Origin of the sequence: Citrobacter sp. RHBSTW-00524 (assembly GCF_013747755.1) — a bacterium.
Classification (GTDB): domain Bacteria; phylum Pseudomonadota; class Gammaproteobacteria; order Enterobacterales; family Enterobacteriaceae; genus Citrobacter; species Citrobacter braakii.
Map to the genome: position 1 here is coordinate 3,522,468 of NZ_CP056421.1, position 19,344 is coordinate 3,541,811.

Consider the following 19,344-nt stretch of genomic DNA (forward strand, 5'->3'; position numbering starts at 1 on the left):
AATTAAATCATGGAACTGTTAATGCCATGGATGGTGGCTATTTTTATCCCACTTGGATTGCTGTTTGGCAGCTTAGCCAACGTGATTATTTATCGTCTGCCGCTGATGCTTGGCGTGATAGATGAGGATGATTCAGAAGGGGCGGCGGTTAATTTGTGGTGGCCGCCGTCGCACTGCCCTGCCTGTAAATCGGATATTAAGCCCTGGGATAATATTCCGATTCTCAGTTGGCTGTTACTGAAGGGCAAATGCCGCCAGTGCGGCATTGCGATCCCGGTTATTTATCCGGTTTCTGAACTGGCGATGGGGCTGGTATGGGGGGCGCTGGCCTGGTTTTACCTGCCGCAATGGTCTCCTCAGCTCGCGCTGGCATATGCGCTGTTGTTTATGGTGCTCTACAGCGCGGCGGTTATCGATTTTAAACATCTGATTCTGCCGGACGCGCTGGTCTTCACCGTGCTCTGGGGCGGGCTACTGCTTGCTGCATCGGGGTACTCCATGGTGCGGGTGAAGGACGCGGTTTATGGCGTCGCCGCCGCCTGGCTTCTGTTGTGGGGCGTGATGAAGCTGTGGGAGACATTATGCAAACGTGACGGTCTGGGTTACGGCGACGTCAAGCTCTACGCCGCCTGCGGGGCATGGCTTGGCTGGCAGCGCCTGCCGGAATTACTCTGCTTTTCGGCGCTGGCCGGGCTGCTGTTTTACGCCTGCGTGCGGTTCTTTTATGCGCAAGAGGATGACAAACATCGCTTTTATATTCCGTTCGGTCCGGCTATCGCGCTGGTCGCGTTTTTACTTCTGCTCTGACGGGGGTCGATCGTGTCGTGTCTGATATGGAGCGTATGGCTGACAATAGCGCCGCTGGCGACGACCAGCTGCGAGCAGGCCTGGCAGCAGGCTTTCGTTCCGTCATTACAGGCGGCGCAAGTGTGGTCAGAAGAGAACCTGCAGATATCGTCCAGCGCTGCGGAGGTGATTGATAATAACGCGCCGGTACGCTTTATCTGGCCCGTGGCAAAACGCCAGATCAGCTCAGGATTTGGACAACGCCTGCACCCTGTGCTGGGGCGCATGATGCAGCATAAAGGGATGGATATTCCTGTGCCATTCGGCAGCAGCGTGCATGCAATTGCCGACGGCGAAGTGGTGGAGAGCGGCTACGATCGCGGCGCCGGGTACTTTATCACTCTCCGTCATGCGGACGGCTGGCTGAGCCGCTATTTTCATCTCGCCTCTGCGCGGGTGCGTAAGGGCGAAAAGCTGACGGCGGGCGAAGAGATCGCCGCATCCGGCAGCAGCGGTTTTAGCACCGGTCCGCATCTGCATCTGGAAATTGCCTGGCGGGGCGTGGCGCTCGACCCGCAGCCCTTGCTGAACAACACCCCGATGCTGGCGCGCGCCGGGCGGGCGTCCACGGAAGAAAAATCCGACGCTCAGCCTCGGGTGGTGCTGGTTTCTCAGGGACCGGGTGGAACCCGGATTACCGTCCGGTTTAACAACAAAACGCGCACCGTGGCACCAGGTAGTATGGTGTTTGGCGACTATCAGGTCGTGCTGTTGCGCAGTGGTAAATATCAGATTATTTCCGTCGCATAAAGAGGGAGTGACAAATGAAAAGGACTGTTTTATCGGCAGGGCTGATCTCGGCAATGCTGCTTTTTAGCACAAGTGCAATATCTTCGAATAATGCTCCCAATTCAGGAAAAGACGTCAGCGCAAATTTTGGTTTTCTGACACGCACGCCGGCCTCGCTGGGGCCGCATTATTTTACCGTTCGGGTATCGTCGGTCTTTGGTTTTAATAACGGGGGAAGGATGTCATTCAGCGTAGATGCCTATCAGACTTTTGGCGTGAATGTGTACTGGAAAACAAAAGGATACGATCAGGATAAAGGCCGTAATATTCCTACCGCTGTCTCCCCAAATTTGCCGCGTTGTTCATTTAGCCGCGAAATACAGTGTGATAGCAGTAAAGGAAAACTTGGAGATAGAGGGTCATCAGAGCACCTTGAAGGTTTGGTTTGGACTTATAATGGCGTCCAGAACAGTTATAATATACAAGGCAAGATCCCCGATAAATGGAACAGGGTGACTCGGTTCTTTGAGCATCGTTTTAGTGGCGCCCAGTGGAATAGTGGAGACAGCGGCAGTCCTCTTCCTCCTGGTCCGAGACCAGTTGATGATCCTAATGTTCGACTTTCCTCGGTCTTTTTTACCCAGTCAGAAGATCTATGTGATGATGCGGGCAAATTTTGCGGTGGTCAGGATGGAAAGCAAACCCCTCAAAGCATAACTATCTCAAGTAACGATCTGGAATATCTCGTCATTGAGGTCATCGGGTTCCAGCATGACGTTGGAGGCCTCATAGCTTCCACTCACGAATTTTGGACATTCCCTGTTATGGCCGTAAAATATGTCCCCAAAGGGAATGGGAAGAAAATGAAAATATTAAGAACGGATAAAAATGCCTCGTCGGGAATGGAGGTATTTGTAAATAGTGAACATGCAGGTGGTTTTCCTTCATCAACCCCAAACAATAATACAGGGGGGTATTGGGATGCAGGTGACTCCAATATTCATGGCGGTGGCGAGGAAGTCGATTTCGAAAAGATTGATATTCTTGATGTCACTCTTAAATATAATGGCGAACGCATTAACTGGTGGAGGCCTGAAAATACAGGGATTGCTGTTGATTTCAGCAAAACGGATCTTAACTGTATTCCATGGGCCGTCGCTACCTGTCGTTATCCGGGACCGTGACAATAAATCGTTCCCCATAAACGTTATAAATAACTTAGTTTCCCCGCGAGGTTCACACGGATGTAAACCTCGCTTTTTATCTTTGAACAGGCTTTTCCTGCTCTAACTGATGGCGTTAGTAGGCGTTCACCACGACCCACATCGGTCCCTGCCCCACTGCATAACGCCCCTTCTCTGCCAGCAGCCCCTGCTCGCCAGCAATCTCATACACCGCGATATGGTGCGATTTTTGCCCGGCAGCAATCAGGTATTTACCGCTGTGATCGATATTAAACCCGCGCGGCTGAGTTTCAGTAGGCTGGAAACCCTCTTTGGTCAGCACGCTGCCATCTTCAGACACGCTAAAGATCGTAATCAGGCTGGCGGTGCGGTCACAGGCGTACAGATGACGACCATCCGGTGTAATGTGAATATCCGCTGCCCAACGGGTATCAGTGAAATCAGCCGGCATCATATCCAGCGTCTGCACACACTCAATCTTGCCGTACGGATCTTTCAGCGCCCAGACGTCAACGGAGCTATTCAGCTCATTCACACAGTAGGCAAATTGCTTATTCGGATGGAACGTCATATGACGCGGGCCAGCACCTTCAACGGTGGTCACTTCAGCCGGTTCCTGCGCCACCAGATGTCCATCATCGCTTACCTCAAACAGACAGATACGATCCTGTTTCAACGCCGGAACCCACAGGATACGGTTATCCGGTGAGATGTTGGCCGAGTGGCAGCCGTCCAGACCTTCAACCACGTCAACCTGTTCCACCGGCAGGCCATCTTCCAGACGCGTGACGCTCACGCTCCCGGCGTTATAAGAGCCGACAAACACGAAACGTCCCTGATGATCGGTAGAAATATGCGTCGGGCTACCCGGCAGCGCAGACTCCGCCGCGAAGGTCAGCGCACCGTCATCAGGCGCAATGCGGTAAGCCAACACGCGAAACTCCGGGCGCACGCCAACATAGAGGTAGCGCTTATCCGGGCTGACGACCATCGGCTGTACCTGACCCGGCACATCAACCACCTGCGTCAGCGTCAAAGAACCATCATGATTCAGGCTCCAGACGTGGATTTGCTGACTTTCAGGGCTGGCGGTATAAACGGTTTGCTTCATGAATACTCCTTTGCTTTTTGGCAGGTGGCTGCAATTGCCTGACACACGCCTAAGGTAGACGCTTTTAACGGTGAATGCTTAATTAAGGCGCAGAATTTTGTCCGGCTCCCGTCTCGGTGTACCATTCCAGCAGACAAAATTCTCAACCTTAATCTGGAAATAACTATGACCGCACGCGTGATTGCCCTGGATTTAGACGGTACCCTGTTGACTCCGAAAAAAACCTTACTGCCATCCTCTGTTGAAGCGCTCGCGCGCGCCAGAGAAGCAGGATACCAACTTATCATTGTCACAGGTCGCCATCACGTTGCTATTCATCCTTTTTATCAGGCACTGGCGCTGGATACACCTGCAATTTGCTGCAACGGCACCTACTTGTATGATTATCAGGCAAAAACGGTACTGGAATCCGATCCCCTTCCGGTAAACCAGGCATTACAGCTGATCGAAATGCTGGATGAACATCAGATCCACGGGCTGATGTATGTGGATGAGGCCATGCTGTATGAGCGCCCAACCGGGCATGTGGTGCGTACCGCTAACTGGGCGCAAACCCTGCCGCCGGAACAGCGCCCGACCTTCACCCAGGTGCCTTCGCTGGCGCAGGCTGCACATGACGTTAACGCCGTCTGGAAATTTGCCCTCACCGACGAAGATATTCCGAAACTGCAGCAGTTTGGTAAGCATGTTGAACAACAGTTGGGGCTGGAGTGTGAATGGTCCTGGCACGATCAGGTCGACATTGCCCGTAAAGGCAACAGCAAAGGACGACGCCTTACCCAGTGGATTGAAGCACAGGGCGGGTCAATGGAAAACGTCATTGCCTTTGGTGACAACTTTAACGATATCAGCATGCTGGAAGCCGCAGGTACCGGCGTGGCGATGGGTAATGCGGACGACGCGGTCAAAGCCCGCGCCAACATCGTAATTGGTGACAACACCACCGACAGCATCGCGAAATTTATTTACTCCCACCTGCTGTAATCACGCGGTAATCGACACGCTCTTAATTTGCGCGTACAGCCACAGGCCAGGTTTGATACCCAGTTCATCCCTGGCCCACGGGCTGATCCTCGCCCACAGCGTTTTACCGCCCACTTCAAGCTGAACCTCCACCTGACCATTATCGTCATAGCACTGCGCGACTTTCGCCCGCAGCACGTTACGAATACTGGTCTGCTGCGGCGGTTGAAGCACCAGCGAAACATCAGATGCCTGAATACGAATACGCAGTGCAGTTTGCAGCGGTTGATCCAGCTTATTGACCCATAGATGCTGATCGCCAAGCGCCAGTGCAGTCATTGCGTAATGTGGATGATGTTCCAGCACGCTGACTTTCAGAATGCTGCTTTGCTGTTCCTTTGGTAGCCACGGGTGCATCACGCTGCTGCCCCAGACATCTTCCAGCGAACCGAACGCTTTGACCTGCCCGTTTTCCAGCACCATCACTTTGTCAGCCAGGTGCAAGATTTCATCGAGCGAGTGGCTGACGTACAGCATCGGAATATTAATTTCACGCGCCAGGCGTTGAAGGTAAGGCAACAGTTCACGCTTACGCGGGATATCCAGCGAGGCTAGCGGCTCATCAAGCAACAACAGTTCCGGTGCGGTAAGCAGCGCCCGACCGATGGCTACGCGCTGTTTTTCACCGCCAGAAAGACCGCCAGGCAGACGGTCAAGCAGCGATTCAATGCCCAACAGGGCCACCAGCTTATCAAACTGTCCGGCCATACTTTTCGCCATACCGTAACGCAGGTTGCCGCGCACTTTATAATGCGGAAACAGGCGCGCATCCTGGAAAACATAGCCCACCCGGCGTTTTTCGGGCGTTAAACAGATACCGTTCTCGACGTCGTTCAAAACCCGACCGTTAAGCACGATGCGCCCGGACTGCGGCTGCGTCAGGCCGCTGATGGCGTTAATCAGCGAGGTTTTACCCGCGCCGGAAACGCCAAAAATAGCGGTGATCCCACTGGCTGGCAGCGTTTCGTTAAGCGTCAGGCAATGCGTCCCCAGCGTCTGGGAGAAATTAAGTTCCAGCATGATTACCGCCCCGTCCGTTCACGGCTAATACGCGCCAGCCATTCAGAAATCAGCAGTGAAATCAGCGCTAACACAATAGAAATGATACATAACCTTGCCGCCGCACTTTCGCCGCCGGGGGTCTGGATCAGGGTATACATCGCCGACGGGATAGTGCGGGTTTCGCCAGGAATATTGGAGACAAAGGTAATCGTTGCGCCAAATTCCCCGAGGGAACGCGCGAATGCCAGCACCGTACCGACAATAATGCCAGGTAGCATCAGCGGTAAAGTAATCGTGACAAATACGCGCCAGCGTCCAGCGCCCAGCGTGCGGGCCGCCTGCTCCAGCTTGACATCGACACCTTCCAGCGCCAGACGAATAGCCCGTACCATAAGCGGGAAAGACATCACCGCCGCAGCCAGTACCGCACCGCGCCAGCTAAAGGCAAAGGTAATGCCAAACCAGTCATACAGCCATTCGCCAATGAATCCGCGGCGTCCCATGGCGACCAACAGCAGATAGCCCACCACGACCGGCGGCAGTACCAGCGGCAAATGCAGAACGCTGTCGAGCAGCGCTTTGCCCGGGAACTTGCATCGCACAAGCAGCCAGGCAAAGAAGATCCCAAACGGCAGACTAAACAACACAGCCAGGGAAGAAACTTTCAGGCTCAGTATAACGGCCTGCCATTCAGGATCGGTCAGTATCATTACTTGGTCGTAAATCCATAACGTTTAAAGATTTCAGCAGCCTGCGGTCCTTTCAGGTAATCATAGAACGCGCTGACCGTTGCGTTTTTGTGCCCATCAACAATTGCGATAGGGTATTCCACTTTTTTGTGTGAATCTTCCGGGAAAGTCGCAACAACTTTTACACCCTTGCTGGCGACAGCATCGGAACCATAAACGATCCCCAGCGGCGCTTCGTTACGCTCTACCAGCGCCAGCGCACCGCGCACATCTTCGGCAGGTGCCAGTTTCGGGGCCAGGGTATCCCATGCCCCCAATTTTTGCAGCGCTTCTTTAGCATAAATGCCCGCCGGAACATGTTCCGGATCGCCAACGGCCAGACGCCCACCATTTAACAAACGAGTCCAGTTGGTTTTGCTGTCGATGGTGAAGTCTTTCTGCGCACTGTCTTTCGGTGCGACAACCACCAGGCTGTTACCCAACAGCGTTTCACGCGTTGCGGTATCAATCGACTTTTTGTCTACCGCGTAATCCATCCATTTCTGATCGGCAGAGATAAACAGATCGGCCGGTGCGCCTGCTTCAATCTGGCGCGCCAGCGTGGAAGAAGACGCAAAAGAGGAGACAACATCAACGTTCTTCTCTTTTTTGTATTGCGTCGCAATATCCTGCATCGCGTTAGTCAGTGAAGCCGCTGCGAAAACAGTAATCTTTCCTTCATCCGCCAGCGCATGCCCGGCAACAGTAAGAGAAAGTGTTGCCCCGGCAAACAAGCGTAACCATGTACGTGCCATCTGTAACTCCTTTGCGTTTCGTTATGTAGTCGCAAATATAACGAGTAAACCAGGATTTTCCCAGTGGTTATTGATACCAATTTGAGGTTACACGAAGAAAATATCGGCAGGGAAAGCAGGATCTTGAGAAACGGTAGACTGAGAAAACGGGTTGGAAGGCGTAAAAAATATAAACGCCCGACTGAGCGGGCGTTTGGGGAATCAATGATTCTGTCTGGACTGGTCTTTTTGACCGATACCGGAGAAAATGTTGAACACTTCACCCAGTCCGTAAATCAGACCCAGAATGATGGCCATTACCACAGGTACCATGATTACGGCGAATACCAGACTTTTCAATAACTCTAACATGGTCAACTCCAGATGTAGTCCTTAGCTGTATTCTAACCACATAACGCAGAAAAGCACTCCCCTTTTGTGCGGTCGGCTTTGCTCAGGCACGGTTTTCCGTCACAATACCCTTTTTTGCCAGGAGCTTGTGATGCAGGCCGAAATCCTTCTTACGCTGAAACTTCAGCAAAAACTGTTTGCCGATCCCCGTCGCATTTCTCTGCTTAAGCATATTGCGCTTTCCGGCTCTATCAGTCAGGGCGCGAAGGATGCAGGTATTAGCTACAAAAGCGCCTGGGATGCGATTAACGAAATGAACCAACTCAGCGAGCAGACGCTGGTTGAGCGCGCCACAGGCGGCAAAGGCGGCGGCGGCGCGGTATTAACGCGCTACGGCCAACGCTTAATTCAGTTGTATGATTTGCTGGCGCAGATCCAACAAAAAGCCTTTGATGTTTTGAGCGATGACGATGCGCTACCGCTCAATAGCCTGCTGGCGGCTATCTCTCGATTTTCACTGCAAACCAGCGCCCGTAACCAATGGTTTGGCACAATCACCGCCCGCGACCACGATCAGGTCCAGCAGCATGTCGACGTCCTGCTGGCCGATGGCGAAACGCGCCTGAAAGTGGCGATCACTGCGCAAAGCGGCGAGCGTCTGGGTCTTGAGGAAGGCAAAGAAGTACTGATTCTGCTGAAAGCGCCGTGGGTAGGAATCACTCAGGACGACGCCATCGCTCAGGCCGCCGATAACCAGTTGCAGGGCACGATTAGCCATATTGAACGCGGTGCGGAACAGTGTGAAGTGCTGATGACGTTGCCAGACGGCCAGACGCTGTGCGCCACCGTTCCGGCCCAAGACGCCGCAACGCTGCAAGAAGGCGCTAACGTCACCGCCTGGTTTAATGCTGACAGAGTGATTATCGCCACGCTGTGCTGAGTAGATTGACATCAGCCTGAAGAACACGTATCCCTGTTATTAATCGCTGCAAATAATGGGATACAAAATGTCATCGTTGCAAATTTCGCAAGGCACGTTTCGTCTTAGCGACACAAAAACGCTCCAGTTAGATGCGTTGACGTTAAACGCGGGTGATAGCTGGGCGTTTGTTGGCGCTAACGGGAGCGGGAAATCCGCGCTGGCCCGCGCACTGGCGGGAGAGCTGCCGCTTCTGAAAGGCGAGCGTCACAGTCAGTTCACGCGTATTACCCGACTCTCCTTTGAGCAGCTACAAAAGCTAGTCAGCGACGAGTGGCAGCGAAACAACACCGATCTTCTTAGTCCCGGTGAAGACGACACCGGGCGCACCACCGCCGAAATCATCCAGGATGAGGTCAACGATCCCGCCCGCTGCGCTGCGTTGGCGCAGCAGTTTGGCATTTCTTCCCTGCTCAACAGGCGTTTCAAATACCTTTCCACCGGTGAAACACGTAAAACCCTGCTCTGTCAGGCGTTAATGTCCGCGCCGGATTTACTGATCCTTGATGAGCCCTTTGACGGGCTGGACGTGGCGTCACGCCGTCAGTTAGCAGAACTGCTCGCGGAGTTGCATCAGGCCGGCTTTACGCTGGTGCTGGTACTTAACCGCTTTGATGAGATTCCCGAATTCGTGCAGTTTGCTGGCGTACTTGCCGATTGCACGCTGACAGAAACCGGCGCAAAAACCGACCTTCTGCAACAGGCATTAATCGCTCAGCTTGCCCATAGCGAGCGGCTGGAAGGAATTCAGTTACCTGAACCGGACGAGCCTTCGGTGCGCCGTACGTTGTCAGATAACGAGCCGCGAATTGTGCTTAACGATGGCACGGTCTCGTATAACGATCGCCCTATCCTTCACCATTTGAGCTGGCAGGTAAATCCGGGGGAACACTGGCAAATCGTCGGCCCCAACGGAGCGGGAAAATCAACTCTGCTCAGTTTAATCACCGGCGATCACCCCCAGGGCTACAGCAACGACCTGACCCTGTTTGGCCGTCGCCGTGGCAGCGGTGAAACTATCTGGGATATCAAAAAACACATCGGCTACGTCAGCAGCAGTCTGCATCTGGATTACCGGGTGAGTACCACAGTTCGCAACGTTATTCTCTCTGGTTATTTTGATTCAATCGGCATCTATCAGGCCGTTTCCGACAGGCAGCACAAGCTGGTGCAACAGTGGCTGGATATTCTTGGCTTCGATAAACGTACCGCGGATGCGCCATTTCATAGTCTTTCCTGGGGACAGCAGCGGCTGGCACTGATTGTTCGCGCGCTGGTTAAGCACCCGACGTTGTTGATCCTTGACGAGCCTTTGCAAGGGTTAGATCCGCTCAATCGCCAACTGATTCGCCGTTTTGTGGATGTGCTAATCGGTGAAGGTGAAACTCAACTGCTGTTCGTCTCTCACCACGCCGAAGATGCCCCAGCCTGCATTACCCATCGACTGGAGTTTGTGCCCGAGAACGACATCTACGCCTATCGACTAACGTCTCTGCGTTAGTTTTCATTGCAGGGCGTTTATCACGCCCTTTTTTTCTGCTTTTTTTCAGACAAACGCTGGAATAACAACCTAACATAATGATTTAAAATAAAATAACCATTAAAAATGCGTGAAACTTATGGAGTGTAAACGATTCCACTAATTTATTCCATGTCACACTTTTCGTATCTTTGTTATGCTATGGTTATTGCATACCATAGGCTTAACGGAGCGAATTATGAGAGTATTGGTTACAGGTGGTAGCGGTTACATTGGAAGCCACACTTGCGTGCAGTTGTTGAAAAACGGTCACGAGGTGGTGATCCTGGACAATCTCTGCAACAGCAAACGCAGCGTTTTGCCCGTCATTGAGCGTTTAGGTGGCAAGCAGCCGACCTTCGTGGAAGGGGATATCCGTAACGAAGCGCTGATAACCGAAATTCTACACGATCATGCCATTGACACGGTCATTCATTTTGCGGGTTTAAAAGCCGTTGGAGAATCCGTTGCCAAGCCGTTGGAGTACTATGACAACAACGTCAATGGCACCCTGCGTCTGGTGAATGCAATGCGCGCCGCCAACGTGAAAAACTTCATTTTTAGTTCCTCCGCGACCGTCTATGGCGATCAGCCACAAATTCCTTACGTTGAAAGCTTCCCCACCGGCACGCCGCAAAGTCCGTACGGCAAAAGCAAGCTGATGGTAGAACAAATCCTGACCGACCTGCAAAAAGCACACCCCGACTGGAGTATCGCCTTACTGCGATACTTTAACCCGGTTGGTGCTCATCCGTCGGGCGATATGGGGGAAGATCCGCAAGGTATTCCCAACAACCTGATGCCTTACATCGCACAAGTTGCCGTGGGCCGCCGCGAGTCCCTTGCCATATTTGGCAACGACTACCCAACTGAAGATGGCACCGGCGTTCGCGACTACATCCACGTGATGGATCTCGCCGACGGCCACGTCGTCGCGATGGAAAAACTGGCGGGCAAACAGGGTGTACATATTTACAACCTCGGAGCAGGCATCGGCAGCAGCGTACTGGACGTGGTCAACGCCTTCAGCAAAGCCTGCGGTAAACCCATTAATTACCATTTCGCCCCGCGCCGTGACGGCGATCTTCCGGCTTACTGGGCAGATGCCAGCAAAGCCGATCGCGAGCTCAACTGGCGCGTGACCCGCACACTGGATGAAATGGCACAAGACACCTGGCACTGGCAGTCACGCCACCCGCAAGGATATTCGGATTAAGGACCAATCATGACGCAATTCAATCCTGTCGATCATCCACATCGCCGTTTTAACCCGCTCACCGGGCAGTGGATCCTCGTATCACCGCATCGCGCCAAACGCCCGTGGCAAGGGGCGCAGGAAACCCCGTCTAAGCAGGTACTGCCTGCACATGACCCGGACTGTTTCCTGTGTGCTGGCAATACGCGCGTGACCGGTGATGTAAATCCGGATTACACCGGGACCTATGTTTTTACCAATGATTTTGCGGCGCTGATGTCCGATACCCCGGACGCGCCGGACAGTCACGATCCGTTGATGCGTTGCCAGAGCGCGCGCGGTACCAGCCGCGTAATTTGCTTCTCGCCCGATCACAGCAAAACGCTGCCAGAACTCAGCGTCCCTGCGCTGACAGAAATCGTAAAAACGTGGCAGGAGCAGACCGAAGACTTAGGGAAAACCTATCCCTGGGTGCAGGTATTTGAGAATAAAGGCGCGGCGATGGGGTGCTCGAACCCGCACCCGCACGGTCAAATTTGGGCCAACAGCTTTTTGCCCAACGAAGCTGAACGTGAAAATCGCCTACAGAAAGCATACTTCGCCGAACAGGGCGCGCCGATGCTCGTTGATTACGTCCAGCGTGAACTGGCAGACGGCAGCCGTACGGTCGTTGAAACTGAACACTGGCTGGCGGTTGTCCCTTACTGGGCCGCGTGGCCGTTCGAAACGCTGCTGCTGCCGAAAGCGCATGTGCTGCGTATTACCGATTTGACCAACGAGCAGCGTGCTGACCTGGCGCTGACGTTGAAAAAACTGACCAGTCGTTACGACAACCTGTTCCAGTGCTCATTCCCCTACTCCATGGGCTGGCACGGCGCGCCGTTTAACGGTGAAGAAAACGAACACTGGCAGTTGCACGCGCACTTTTACCCGCCGCTGCTGCGTTCTGCGACCGTGCGTAAATTTATGGTCGGTTATGAAATGCTGGCAGAAACCCAGCGAGATCTGACCGCAGAACAAGCGGCTGAGCGACTGCGTGCGGTCAGCGACATCCATTTTCGCGAATCCGGAGTGTAAATAATGAGTCTGAAAGAAAAAACACAATCTCTGTTTACAGAAACGTTTGGCTATCCTGCCACCCATACTATTCAGGCACCGGGTCGTGTAAACCTGATCGGCGAACATACCGATTATAACGACGGCTTCGTTCTGCCCTGCGCCATCGACTATCAAACCGTCATCAGCTGCGCGGCGCGCGACGATCGAAAAGTACGCGTCATCGCCGCTGATTACGACAATCAGGTTGATGAGTTCTCTCTCGATGCGCCGATTATCGCCCACGATAGCCAGCAGTGGTCAAACTACGTGCGTGGCGTGGTAAAGCATCTGCAAAAGCGCAATAACGCCTTTGGCGGCGCGGATCTGGTGATCAGCGGTAACGTCCCGCAGGGTGCTGGCTTAAGCTCTTCTGCCTCACTGGAAGTCGCTGTTGGTACGGTATTCCAGCAGCTCTATCATCTGCCGCTCGACGGCGCGCAGATTGCCCTGAATGGCCAGGAAGCTGAAAACCAGTTTGTCGGTTGTAACTGCGGCATCATGGATCAGCTAATCTCTGCACTTGGCAAGAAAGATCATGCGCTGCTGATCGACTGCCGTACGCTGGGCACCAAAGCCGTTTCTATGCCTGAGGGTGTAGCAGTGGTGATCATCAACAGCAACTTTAAACGCACGCTGGTCGGTAGCGAATACAACACCCGTCGCGAACAGTGTGAAACTGGCGCGCGTTTCTTCCAGCAGCCAGCGCTGCGTGATGTCAGCCTCGAAGCGTTTAACGCTGTCGCCCACGAGCTGGATCCGATTGTTGCCAAACGCGTGCGCCACGTCATCACGGAAAATGCGCGTACCGTTGAAGCCGCACAGGCACTGGAAAAAGGCGACCTGCTGCGCATGGGCCAGCTGATGGCGGAATCTCACGCCTCAATGCGCGATGACTTTGAAATCACGGTGCCGCAAATTGATACGCTGGTAGAGATTGTCAAAGCGACCATCGGTGATAAAGGCGGTGTGCGGATGACCGGCGGCGGCTTCGGCGGCTGCATCGTGGCACTGATCCCGCAAGATTTGGTTCCTGCCGTACAGCAGGCTGTCGCCACACAGTACGAGGCAAAAACCGGTATTAAAGAAACATTCTACGTCTGCAAACCTTCACAAGGAGCCGGACAATGTTAAACGAAATCCCCGTGCAGGCTCCGGACGGTCAACCGTTTCGCCTGCTCACCCTGCGCAATGACGCAGGGATGGTAGTCACGCTCATGGACTGGGGGGCTACCCTGCTCTCTGCGCGTATTCCGCTTAGCGATGGTAGCGTGCGCGAAGCATTACTCGGCTGCGCCAGTCCGGAACAATACCCGGAACAGGCTGCATTTCTGGGGGCTTCGATTGGCCGCTACGCGAACCGTATCGCCAACAGCCGCTATACCTTTGCTGGCGAAACCGTTGAATTACTGCCGAGTCAGGGCAATAACCAACTGCACGGCGGACCAGACGGTTTCGACAAACGTCGCTGGCAGATAGTCAATCAGAATGACCGTCAGGTGCTGTTCGCCTTAACGTCTGACGATGGCGATCAGGGCTTCCCAGGCCATCTTTGCGCCACCGCGCAGTATCGCCTGACTGATGATAATCGTATTTCGATAACTTATCGTGCCACGGTCGATAAACCCTGCCCGGTGAATCTGACAAATCACGTCTATTTTAACCTCGACGGCGATAAAACGGATGTGCGCCAGCATAAGCTGCAAATTCTGGCGGACGAGTACTTACCGGTTGACGAAATGGGTATCCCGCATGATGGACTGAAATCCGTCGCCGGTAGCACGTTCGATTTCCGCACCCCTAAAATCATCAGTAGTGAATTTCTGGCCGATGACGATCAGCGCAAGGTGAAAGGTTACGATCACGCCTTCCTGCTTCAGGCACAGGGCAACGCGCGTACGCCGGTCGCTCAGTTGTGGTCACAGGATGAAAAACTGCAGATGGTGGTCTACACCTCGGCCCCGGCATTGCAGTTTTACTCCGGTAATTTCCTCGGTGGTACGCCTTCCCGCGGGCCAGAGGCCTACGAAGACTGGCAAGGCCTGGCGCTGGAAAGTGAATTTCTGCCGGACAGCCCGAACCACCCCGAGTGGCCACAGGCGGATTGCTTCCTGCGTCCGGGTGAAGAGTATGCCAGCGTGACGGAATATCAGTTTATTCCAGCTTGATCGTTTCCCCTCCCAGGCCCGATGACGTATCTTTTCGGGCCTGGTGCTTGTTAATCACAGTAGAACCGCTCAAATCCCCACCACTCAAAGACAAAATCGCAACCTTGAGTTCACAAGAACCTTACACTGTAGCGCTATTTTCGCTATGGTTATGCGTAAGCATTGCCGCTTACACATTACGGCAATATAATGAGAATTATTATCATTCGATATGATTTATAGGAGTGAATGTATGGCTGTAACTAAGCTGGTTCTGGTACGTCACGGTGAAAGTCAGTGGAACAACGAAAACCGTTTTACCGGTTGGTATGATGTTGATCTGTCCGAGAAAGGCGTGGGCGAAGCAAAAGCGGCAGGAAAACTGCTGAAAGAGGAAGGCTACAGCTTTGATTTTGCTTATACCTCCGTGCTGAAACGTGCCATCCACACCTTGTGGAACGTACTGGACGAACTGGATCAGGCCTGGCTGCCGGTTGAGAAATCCTGGAAACTGAACGAACGCCATTACGGTGCGCTGCAGGGTTTGAACAAAGCAGAAACCGCGGAAAAATACGGTGATGAGCAGGTTAAGCAGTGGCGTCGCGGCTTTGCGGTTACCCCGCCGGAACTGACCAAAGACGACGAGCGTTACCCGGGTCACGATCCGCGTTATGCGAAGCTGACCGACAAAGAGTTACCGGTTACCGAAAGCCTGGCGCTGACCATCGATCGCGTTATCCCTTACTGGAATGAAACCATTCTGCCGCGCATGAAAAGCGGTGAGCGCGTAATTATCGCCGCTCACGGTAACTCTCTGCGTGCGCTGGTTAAATACCTTGATAACATGGGCGAAGATGAGATCCTTGAACTGAACATCCCGACCGGCGTACCGCTGGTGTATGAGTTCGACGAAAACTTCAAGCCGATCAAACACTACTATCTGGGTAACGCTGACGAGATCGCAGCAAAAGCGGCGGCCGTTGCGAACCAGGGTAAAGCGAAGTAATTTTCGCGGTAAGTTAAAGAAAAAGCGTGGATTTCTCCACGCTTTTTTATTTCGGCCCTACCAGAAAATGTAGGCCGGATAAGGCATCGCCCCATCCGATAGTCTGCACCGGAATGCCTGATGGCGCTACGCTTCTCAGGCCTATGGAACTTGGTTAACCGCGACGCGCTTTTACCGCATCCGCCAGTTGACGCAACACCGCATCGGTATCTTCCCAACCAATGCATGCGTCGGTGATACTCTTACCGTAGGTCAGCGGCTCACCGCTATCCGGATTCTGATTACCTTCCACCAAATGGCTTTCGATCATCACGCCAATAATTGCTTTTTCGCCACCGGCGACTTGTCCGCAAACATCCTTAGCAACATCCATCTGCTTTTTGAACTGCTTGCTGGAGTTGGCATGGCTGAAGTCGATCATCACTTGCGCAGAGAGCCCTGCTTTGACCAGACCTTCTTTCACGTCCGCAACGTGCTGAGCGCTGTAGTTCGGCTCTTTGCCACCGCGCAGAATGATATGGCAATCGCCATTACCACTGGTATTCACGATCGCTGAATGCCCCCATTTGGTGACAGACAGGAAGCAGTGCGGTGCCCCTGCAGCGTTGATTGCATCAATCGCCACTTTGATGGTGCCATCGGTACCGTTTTTAAAACCAACCGGGCAGGACAGACCCGATGCCAGCTCGCGGTGCACCTGAGATTCTGTTGTACGTGCCCCAATCGCGCCCCAGCTCATCAGATCGGCGAGATATTGTGGGGTGATCATATCGAGGAATTCACCCGCAGTCGGCAATCCGCTGTCGTTGATATCCAGCAGCAGTTTACGCGCAATACGCAGCCCATCATTGATCTGGAAGCTGTTGTCCATGTGCGGGTCGTTGATAAGCCCTTTCCAGCCAACGGTGGTACGCGGTTTTTCAAAATAGACGCGCATGACGATTTCAAGCTCACCTTTTAACGCTTCGCGCAGCGCCAGCAGACGAGTGGCATACTCTTTGGCAGCTGCCGGATCATGAATAGAGCACGGCCCAATCACCACCAGAAGGCGATCGTCGCTCCCTTTCAGAATTTTATGAATCGCCTTACGGGCATGAGCCACCGTATTGGCGGCATTTTCAGTAGCGGGGAATTTTTCCAGCAGTGCGACTGGTGGTAATAACTCGTTGATCTCTTTAATGCGTAAATCGTCGTTCTGATAATTCATGATTATTCCAGCGTTGCCATACTTATATAAATGAATGCAATCCCTCCAATCTATATCTTCAGTCATAAAGTGTAAACGGGGTTTTACACTTTGGACGGATTAATCCTGGAATTGGCCAAAAAAACGCAATAAAGTAGCGAAAAACGAGATCCAAACTACAATTTCTAACTGTAACAGCTTTAATTTTCATAGATTTCAAGATTCTATGCTGGTTTTAATTTCCATAGCAAAACGATTAACCACATATTGATTAACCACATATTAATGATGTAACTGGCACATGCACTGTTGGAAGACGTTATCCGACATATCGACCTTAACAGGAGCATATTATGCATATGACAAAGCTGGCTTCACTCTTCCTTACCGCTACACTCAGCCTCACCAGCGGCGCGGCACTGGCTGCTGAAAGCAACGCGCAGTCCAATAACGGTCAGGCAAATTCCTCGGCTGATGCAGGACAAGTCGCCCCAGACGCCCGCGAAAACGTGGCGCCAAATAATGTCGACAACAGTAACGTGAATTCAGGTGGCACAATGCTGCACCCGGACGGTTCATCAATGAACCATGAAGGGATGACCAAAGATGAGATGCACAAAAACACGATGTGTAAGGACGGTCGCTGCCCTGATGTGAATAAGAAGGTTGAGACCGGAAACGGCATCAACAATGATGTTGATACAAAAACTGATGGCACCACGCAGTAACGCTGAAATTAAAGCTAATAACGGGAGAGCAATAGCTCTCCTTTTTAATTTTATCATCCCAAAAACGGTATGATGGCATACAGTAAAGATGAGAATAACAAAGGGATGGCATAATGGCGCACGCACATACTCATACTTCCTCTGAGCAACCCAAGGACAATAATGCCCGCCGACTGATGTTCGCATTCTGCATTACAGCCGGATTTATGTTGGTTGAAGTGGTGGGTGGAATACTTTCTGGTTCACTGGCCTTGCTGGCCGACGCCGGGCATATGCTCACAGATGCTGCGGCGCTGCTTTTCGCGCTGCTGGCCGTCCGGTTTTCCCGTCGCCCGCCCACAATACGACACACCTTCGGCTGGCTGAGGCTCACGACGCTGGCCGCATTTGTTAATGCCATCGCATTGGTCGTTATCACCATTTTAATCGTCTGGGAGGCGATTGAGCGCTTCCAGACGCCTCGCCCCGTGGCTGGCGGCATGATGATGGTTATTGCTGTCGCGGGTCTACTGGCCAACGTGCTCGCTTTTTGGGTTTTACATCGCGGCAGTGAAGAGAAAAATCTGAACGTCCGCGCCGCGGCGCTGCATGTGATGGGCGATTTACTCGGCTCGGTCGGGGCAATCATCGCTGCGCTGATTATTATCTGGACGGGCTGGACGCCCGCGGACCCAATTCTCTCGATTCTGGTTTCCGTACTGGTGCTGCGTAGCGCCTGGCGATTGCTAAAAGATAGCGTTAATGAATTACTGGAAGGTGCCCCGCTGACGCTGGATATCGCCGCACTGCAGCGCCATCTCAGCCGGGATATCCCTGAAGTCCGCAACGTTCACCATGTCCATGTCTGGATGGTGGGCGAAAAACCGGTAATGACGCTGCATGTTCAGGTGATCCCGCCACACGATCACGATGCGTTGCTGGAGCGTATTCAGCATTTCCTTATCCATCACTACCAGATTGAACACGCCACAATCCAGATGGAGTATCAGCCGTGCAATGGGCCGGACTGTCACCTGTATCAGGGCGTGTCCGGCCATTCACATCATCACCATTAATGAGAAAGCGCGTGGGAACCCCGCTCACGCGCACTGTTAATCCACATCCTGCTACCGTTCAGGGCGATAACCGTCAGGATCATATATTCCAGCGACATGGCATATACGCCTTGCAGGGCAAAGATCACAACGCTAATGACGTTAATGATCACCCACAGCAGCCAGTTTTCAACGTATTTGCGCGTCATCAGGATCATCGCTGCAATCGACAGCACCATCATGCAGGAGTCCCAGAACGGGAATGCATCGGGTTGTAGTTCAGGCACAACAACCTGTAATCCTAATGCCTGCATAATATTCACTGCAATGCCTGTCAGGAACGCAAAGACCGGATCGATATAGATCGACATCAGGCCGATCGCCACCACGCAAGCCGCCAGCCAGCCGATCGCTTTTGGAAGCGGTAGCCAGCGAATTTTCAGTTCCGCTTCATGCTGGTTGGTTTGCCGGGACCAGGCATACCAGCCGTAGATATTTGCGGCAAAGAAGAAAACTTGCAGTAACAAGCTGGCATAGAGCTGGATCTGAAAGAAGATAATTGCAAACAGCGTGACGTTTATCAGACCGAAGAAGTAATTGCTGATTTTCTCAAGGCTCGCCAGGCCAATACACAGCAACCCGGCGATCGTCCCCACGGCTTCGATCCACGACAAATCGTAACCACCCGCGCCAATCGGAATATGTACCAGAATGTTCTGCGTGCTAAAAAAGTCCATCTTTTCCCCC

Annotated in this window: 20 protein-coding genes; 13 read left to right on the forward strand and 7 right to left on the reverse strand. The window is 52.9% G+C overall.

The genetic code is table 11. The features are described from left to right. Positions 1–9 precede the first annotated feature (9 nt). The 3 genes from HV229_RS26465 to HV229_RS17090 are packed head-to-tail and all read left to right on the forward strand — an operon-like array spanning position 10 to position 2,759. Entirely contained in the window at positions 10–807 is a 798-nt protein-coding gene (locus HV229_RS26465) for an A24 family peptidase (protein ID WP_131405742.1), read from the forward strand. A 12-nt stretch (positions 808–819) separates the two neighbouring features. After that, positions 820–1,596, forward strand: a complete 777-nt coding sequence (locus HV229_RS17085) for a M23 family metallopeptidase (RefSeq protein ID WP_249417765.1) — start codon at positions 820–822, stop codon at positions 1,594–1,596. 14 nt (positions 1,597–1,610) lie between these two features. Next, complete coding sequence (locus HV229_RS17090; protein ID WP_181545987.1) at positions 1,611–2,759, forward strand: hypothetical protein; 1,149 nt, start codon at positions 1,611–1,613, stop codon at positions 2,757–2,759. 115 nt (positions 2,760–2,874) lie between these two features. Here the strand turns inward: HV229_RS17090 and pgl are convergent, their stop codons facing one another. Beyond that, positions 2,875–3,870: a 6-phosphogluconolactonase gene (gene pgl / locus HV229_RS17095; protein ID WP_049042052.1), complete on the reverse strand. Its 996-nt coding sequence runs from the start codon at positions 3,868–3,870 to the stop codon at positions 2,875–2,877. Positions 3,871–4,035: 165 nt separating this feature from the next. Between pgl and HV229_RS17100 the strand changes: the two genes are divergently transcribed. After that, positions 4,036–4,854 (forward strand): pyridoxal phosphatase, encoded by an 819-nt coding sequence (locus tag HV229_RS17100; RefSeq protein WP_019076314.1) that lies wholly within the window; start codon positions 4,036–4,038, stop codon positions 4,852–4,854. On the opposite strand, the gene modC is transcribed toward HV229_RS17100, so the two are convergent. From modC to HV229_RS17120, 4 genes are all read right to left on the reverse strand, one after another. Continuing rightward, complete coding sequence (gene modC, locus HV229_RS17105) at positions 4,855–5,913, reverse strand: molybdenum ABC transporter ATP-binding protein ModC (protein WP_016152328.1); 1,059 nt, start codon at positions 5,911–5,913, stop codon at positions 4,855–4,857. Positions 5,914–5,915: 2 nt separating this feature from the next. Next, on the reverse strand, positions 5,916–6,605 hold the full coding sequence (gene modB / locus HV229_RS17110; RefSeq protein ID WP_016152327.1) for a molybdate ABC transporter permease subunit: 690 nt from the start codon (positions 6,603–6,605) through the stop codon (positions 5,916–5,918). Beyond that, positions 6,605–7,378 carry a molybdate ABC transporter substrate-binding protein gene (gene modA, locus HV229_RS17115; RefSeq protein WP_016152326.1) on the reverse strand — a complete coding sequence of 258 codons (774 nt, stop codon included), beginning with the start codon at positions 7,376–7,378 and terminating at the stop codon, positions 6,605–6,607. The genes modB and modA overlap by 1 nt, the downstream gene beginning before the upstream one ends. A 201-nt stretch (positions 7,379–7,579) precedes the next feature. Next, positions 7,580–7,729, reverse strand: coding sequence for an AcrZ family multidrug efflux pump-associated protein (locus HV229_RS17120; protein WP_003023026.1), 150 nt, complete (start codon positions 7,727–7,729; stop codon positions 7,580–7,582). Positions 7,730–7,859: 130 nt separating this feature from the next. On the opposite strand from HV229_RS17120, the gene modE reads away from it, so the two are divergent. The 7 genes from modE (at position 7,860) to gpmA (ending at position 15,649) form a co-directional block, all read left to right on the forward strand. Further along, a complete protein-coding gene (gene modE / locus HV229_RS17125) occupies positions 7,860–8,648 on the forward strand; it encodes a molybdenum-dependent transcriptional regulator (protein ID WP_016152325.1) in 789 nt (262 codons plus the stop codon). A gap of 67 nt (positions 8,649–8,715) precedes the next feature. After that, entirely contained in the window at positions 8,716–10,188 is a 1,473-nt protein-coding gene (modF, locus tag HV229_RS17130; protein WP_094760711.1) for a molybdate ABC transporter ATP-binding protein ModF, read from the forward strand. Between the two features lie 217 nt (positions 10,189–10,405). After that, complete coding sequence (gene galE / locus HV229_RS17135; protein ID WP_016152323.1) at positions 10,406–11,422, forward strand: UDP-glucose 4-epimerase GalE; 1,017 nt, start codon at positions 10,406–10,408, stop codon at positions 11,420–11,422. Positions 11,423–11,431: 9 nt separating this feature from the next. After that, the gene (galT, locus tag HV229_RS17140; RefSeq protein ID WP_181545989.1) at positions 11,432–12,478 is read left to right on the forward strand and encodes a galactose-1-phosphate uridylyltransferase; all 1,047 of its coding nucleotides are present in this window, start codon (positions 11,432–11,434) and stop codon (positions 12,476–12,478) included. A gap of 3 nt (positions 12,479–12,481) precedes the next feature. Further along, complete coding sequence (gene galK, locus HV229_RS17145) at positions 12,482–13,630, forward strand: galactokinase (RefSeq protein ID WP_080859023.1); 1,149 nt, start codon at positions 12,482–12,484, stop codon at positions 13,628–13,630. Continuing rightward, complete coding sequence (gene galM, locus HV229_RS17150) at positions 13,624–14,664, forward strand: galactose-1-epimerase (protein WP_019076309.1); 1,041 nt, start codon at positions 13,624–13,626, stop codon at positions 14,662–14,664. The genes galK and galM overlap by 7 nt, the downstream gene beginning before the upstream one ends. A 232-nt stretch (positions 14,665–14,896) precedes the next feature. Continuing rightward, on the forward strand, positions 14,897–15,649 hold the full coding sequence (gene gpmA, locus HV229_RS17155; protein ID WP_003022999.1) for a 2,3-diphosphoglycerate-dependent phosphoglycerate mutase: 753 nt from the start codon (positions 14,897–14,899) through the stop codon (positions 15,647–15,649). 154 nt (positions 15,650–15,803) lie between these two features. Here the strand turns inward: gpmA and aroG are convergent, their stop codons facing one another. Next, on the reverse strand, positions 15,804–16,856 hold the full coding sequence (gene aroG, locus HV229_RS17160; protein WP_016152319.1) for a 3-deoxy-7-phosphoheptulonate synthase AroG: 1,053 nt from the start codon (positions 16,854–16,856) through the stop codon (positions 15,804–15,806). A gap of 332 nt (positions 16,857–17,188) precedes the next feature. On the opposite strand from aroG, the gene HV229_RS17165 reads away from it, so the two are divergent. Next, complete coding sequence (locus HV229_RS17165) at positions 17,189–17,563, forward strand: YbgS-like family protein (protein ID WP_181545991.1); 375 nt, start codon at positions 17,189–17,191, stop codon at positions 17,561–17,563. 113 nt (positions 17,564–17,676) lie between these two features. After that, on the forward strand, positions 17,677–18,618 hold the full coding sequence (zitB, locus tag HV229_RS17170) for a CDF family zinc transporter ZitB (protein WP_019076308.1): 942 nt from the start codon (positions 17,677–17,679) through the stop codon (positions 18,616–18,618). On the opposite strand, the gene pnuC is transcribed toward zitB, so the two are convergent. Beyond that, positions 18,615–19,334 carry a nicotinamide riboside transporter PnuC gene (gene pnuC, locus HV229_RS17175; protein ID WP_016152316.1) on the reverse strand — a complete coding sequence of 240 codons (720 nt, stop codon included), beginning with the start codon at positions 19,332–19,334 and terminating at the stop codon, positions 18,615–18,617. The genes zitB and pnuC overlap by 4 nt on opposite strands. Between the last annotated feature and the right edge of the window lie 10 nt (positions 19,335–19,344).

What these genes read in the sequence shown, in the direction of transcription:
- modC (WP_016152328.1), bottom strand. Translation starts at nt 5,913, where the DNA reads ATGCTGGAACTTAATTTCTCCCAGACGCTGGGGACGCATTGCCTGACG.
- HV229_RS17100 (WP_019076314.1), top strand. Translation starts at nt 4,036, where the DNA reads ATGACCGCACGCGTGATTGCCCTGGATTTAGACGGTACCCTGTTGACT.
- modE (WP_016152325.1), top strand. Translation starts at nt 7,860, where the DNA reads ATGCAGGCCGAAATCCTTCTTACGCTGAAACTTCAGCAAAAACTGTTT.
- galM (WP_019076309.1), top strand. Translation starts at nt 13,624, where the DNA reads ATGTTAAACGAAATCCCCGTGCAGGCTCCGGACGGTCAACCGTTTCGC.
- HV229_RS17165 (WP_181545991.1), top strand. Translation starts at nt 17,189, where the DNA reads ATGCATATGACAAAGCTGGCTTCACTCTTCCTTACCGCTACACTCAGC.
- galT (WP_181545989.1), top strand. Translation starts at nt 11,432, where the DNA reads ATGACGCAATTCAATCCTGTCGATCATCCACATCGCCGTTTTAACCCG.
- HV229_RS17090 (WP_181545987.1), top strand. Translation starts at nt 1,611, where the DNA reads ATGAAAAGGACTGTTTTATCGGCAGGGCTGATCTCGGCAATGCTGCTT.
- HV229_RS26465 (WP_131405742.1), top strand. Translation starts at nt 10, where the DNA reads ATGGAACTGTTAATGCCATGGATGGTGGCTATTTTTATCCCACTTGGA.
- modF (WP_094760711.1), top strand. Translation starts at nt 8,716, where the DNA reads ATGTCATCGTTGCAAATTTCGCAAGGCACGTTTCGTCTTAGCGACACA.
- modA (WP_016152326.1), bottom strand. Translation starts at nt 7,378, where the DNA reads ATGGCACGTACATGGTTACGCTTGTTTGCCGGGGCAACACTTTCTCTT.
- zitB (WP_019076308.1), top strand. Translation starts at nt 17,677, where the DNA reads ATGGCGCACGCACATACTCATACTTCCTCTGAGCAACCCAAGGACAAT.
- aroG (WP_016152319.1), bottom strand. Translation starts at nt 16,856, where the DNA reads ATGAATTATCAGAACGACGATTTACGCATTAAAGAGATCAACGAGTTA.
- galK (WP_080859023.1), top strand. Translation starts at nt 12,482, where the DNA reads ATGAGTCTGAAAGAAAAAACACAATCTCTGTTTACAGAAACGTTTGGC.
- HV229_RS17120 (WP_003023026.1), bottom strand. Translation starts at nt 7,729, where the DNA reads ATGTTAGAGTTATTGAAAAGTCTGGTATTCGCCGTAATCATGGTACCT.
- galE (WP_016152323.1), top strand. Translation starts at nt 10,406, where the DNA reads ATGAGAGTATTGGTTACAGGTGGTAGCGGTTACATTGGAAGCCACACT.
- pgl (WP_049042052.1), bottom strand. Translation starts at nt 3,870, where the DNA reads ATGAAGCAAACCGTTTATACCGCCAGCCCTGAAAGTCAGCAAATCCAC.
- pnuC (WP_016152316.1), bottom strand. Translation starts at nt 19,334, where the DNA reads ATGGACTTTTTTAGCACGCAGAACATTCTGGTACATATTCCGATTGGC.
- gpmA (WP_003022999.1), top strand. Translation starts at nt 14,897, where the DNA reads ATGGCTGTAACTAAGCTGGTTCTGGTACGTCACGGTGAAAGTCAGTGG.
- modB (WP_016152327.1), bottom strand. Translation starts at nt 6,605, where the DNA reads ATGATACTGACCGATCCTGAATGGCAGGCCGTTATACTGAGCCTGAAA.